This window comes from Komarekiella delphini-convector SJRDD-AB1, from assembly GCF_014831675.1.
Classification (GTDB): domain Bacteria; phylum Cyanobacteriota; class Cyanobacteriia; order Cyanobacteriales; family Nostocaceae; genus Komarekiella.
On sequence record NZ_VJXY01000152.1, the window covers coordinates 1 to 2,359 of the forward strand.

A 2,359-nucleotide genomic window follows, 5' to 3' on the forward strand; every position below is an offset into this window, starting at 1 on the left:
CAAATTCCTCGGACAATTCTCTCCAACTAATTTCTGGGGGTAGGCGTTTGAGAATCAACACCTGACAATTCACATCTGGACGCCCTTTAATGTAAGTATGACGCAGTTCTCCGTCTGAGTCTGTATTGACCCATATCTCTAAGTTTTCCAAAATCGGAGGTACTTGGGCGGGGGCAGGCAAGTTATCTATGAGGTCAATAGTTTCACTTCTGTCACCTGAGGTAGACTGGTGATGTCTGAAAAAGACTGTTGTGGCTTGTTCCCGGCGCTGGTTGATGTCAAAATCTTGTAGTCTGTGTTTGAGGTAAGCATTTAGCCAAGTGATTACACTACCACAAGTAGGGTCATAGACTTGACCTGTTAAACCTTCACAAACATTGCGACAGAAATACAACCAAGTTTGTTGTAGTGCATCTTGATAGTAAGGAGTGCTTTCCTTCCATAGTTTTCTAGAAGTCAAGCGAATAATTTGCGTGAGTAGCTTCTGACGCTCTTGGCTTCCAGGTAGGTATCCACAAGCTTGTGTAACTAGGTATTTTAGCTGTTCATCTGGTTTTTCTTTGATTAGATTGCAATGAGATATCGCGTAATGTTTTTGATTCATTGTTAGTAAATAATTGTTATTTTCTATAACACTATTGACATCTCTTGTTCATAAATAGTTTTGGGTTTTTTTATCAATTTCAGAAGTAATAAACAAGTGATTATGGAGTAAAAGAATAATTGCTTTCCCTTCTGTATCAATCGGTATTAATTGCTCTTGTTCCTGATAGAGTAAATTGATTTCTGCAATAATCTGTCTCAAATTAGGATCATCCATAGTTGCTTCGATAACAAGATTAACGCTGTCTATATCTCCTTGCTCAAGCTAATAACTTTATATTAGGCATTCACCCTTACTGAAAACATCTGAAGAACGTCTCGTATTTTGACTCAACGAATTGTATAGTCCAACCACGACTTTCGTTGAGATTGTTGCCAGATAGTAACGAAAGGGGTATGGCAATTTGAAACTATTGACAGTATTTTTGAATAAAATCTTTGCGTTGCGATCGTCTTATGATATCTCGTCTCAAATTACAGCCCAATCCATTCCGCTTTCTGGTATATACCGAGTGGGTCATGCTTGCAAGCTGCGGTTCCTTAGCCGTATTAGAAGCGATCGCTGGTCGGCGCTTACCTCTCCAGCATATTTCCGTTTTACTTTTGCTTTGCATCATGGGATGGATGCTGCCAATGGGCAAATCGCCTATCAAAATCCTCTACACCCTTGCCGAAATAGGTTTAATTTTCTATGGAACAGTGCTGGGATATCTGCACATTTTGCCGACGCTGTACCTGATTGTATTTATTCGCAGTTGCTTCATGTTCAGTACGAGCGGACGTTGGGCAATTGGCGGAATATTGCTCGTGCTGTTTTTGAAGCATCAGATTATATACGTGCAGAACATGACAGTGTTCGTACCCCAACTAGAGGAGCAATTTTGGATGCATCTGTTTGCCGAAACGTTGATGTTTGGGTTGGGGCTGTTCCTGGTGCTAATGCTAGTCAGTACGCTGTTGTCTGAACGCCAGACCCAAGAGGAACTGGCGACAGCGCATCAGCAACTTCGGCAGTATGCCTCCCAGGCAGAAGAGTTAGCAGCTGCCCAAGAGCGCAATCGAATTGCTCGTGATATTCATGATTCTTTGGGACACGCGCTGACAGCATTGAATGTGCAGCTACAAACAGCAGTGATGCTCTGGCAACAGCAGCCAGACCGGGTAGAACCCTTTTTGCAGCAAGCTCGACGGCTGGGCGTGATTGCCATGCAAGAGGTACGAAAATCGGTGCAGGCATTGCGTGAAGAAAATCGAGCAGAGCAATCTTTGACTGAGACGATCGCCGCTGTGGTCGATGATTTTCGGCAGGGAACTGGCATTGAAACGCAAATGCAGATCGTAGAGCAGACAACAGGAATAGGTAATGCGTCGGTGTCTATTGCGATCGTGAATGCACTATACCGAATTATTCAGGAGGCGCTAACCAATATTTCTAAGTACGCTCAGGCAACAGCGGTGACGGTAAAAATTGAGGTAACGTCCGAAATCGTACGGCTGATTGTGGTAGATAATGGACGTGGGTTTGAACGGAGTAACTCTATTGGCAAAGGATTTGGACTGCAAGGGATACAGGAGCGAATTGCTGTACTGGGGGGTACATTTACCTTAAAGACAGAACTAGGAAAAGGCTGTCGAATTCAGGTGGAAATACCTCTAACAACTACCGTGCCAGAAGTGTCGTCTAGCTAGTTGATTTATGATTAGTCTGTTAATTGTGGATGATCAAAGCCTGATTTGCCAAGGGCTGAAAACAATG

At 43.2% G+C, this 2,359-nt stretch carries 4 protein-coding genes; 2 read left to right on the plus strand and 2 right to left on the minus strand.

Features of this window, described 5'->3' with window-relative positions; translation table 11 throughout:
- Both FNW02_RS37905 and FNW02_RS37910 read right to left on the minus strand, forming a co-directional pair.
- A partial coding sequence (locus FNW02_RS37905; protein WP_191762592.1) for a sigma-70 family RNA polymerase sigma factor occupies positions 1-604 on the minus strand: 604 nt, incomplete at its 3' end.
- A gap of 48 nt (positions 605-652) precedes the next feature.
- Positions 653-820 (minus strand): hypothetical protein, encoded by a 168-nt coding sequence (locus FNW02_RS37910; protein ID WP_191762593.1) that lies wholly within the window; start codon positions 818-820, stop codon positions 653-655.
- A 187-nt stretch (positions 821-1,007) separates the two neighbouring features.
- Here FNW02_RS37910 and FNW02_RS39420 point away from each other — a divergent pair, with 187 nt between their 5' ends.
- Together FNW02_RS39420 and FNW02_RS37915 are read left to right on the plus strand one after the other, a co-directional pair.
- Positions 1,008-1,568 (plus strand): hypothetical protein, encoded by a 561-nt coding sequence (locus FNW02_RS39420; protein WP_225226323.1) that lies wholly within the window; start codon positions 1,008-1,010, stop codon positions 1,566-1,568.
- Positions 1,489-2,292, plus strand: coding sequence for a sensor histidine kinase (locus FNW02_RS37915; RefSeq protein WP_225226325.1), 804 nt, complete (start codon positions 1,489-1,491; stop codon positions 2,290-2,292). The genes FNW02_RS39420 and FNW02_RS37915 overlap by 80 nt, the downstream gene beginning before the upstream one ends.
- Positions 2,293-2,359: the final 67 nt, after the last annotated feature.

Coding starts and splice junctions, on each gene's coding strand:
- FNW02_RS37910 (WP_191762593.1), bottom strand. CDS start 820: ATGGATGATCCTAATTTGAGACAGATTATTGCAGAAATCAATTTACTC.
- FNW02_RS37915 (WP_225226325.1), top strand. CDS start 1,489: ATGCATCTGTTTGCCGAAACGTTGATGTTTGGGTTGGGGCTGTTCCTG.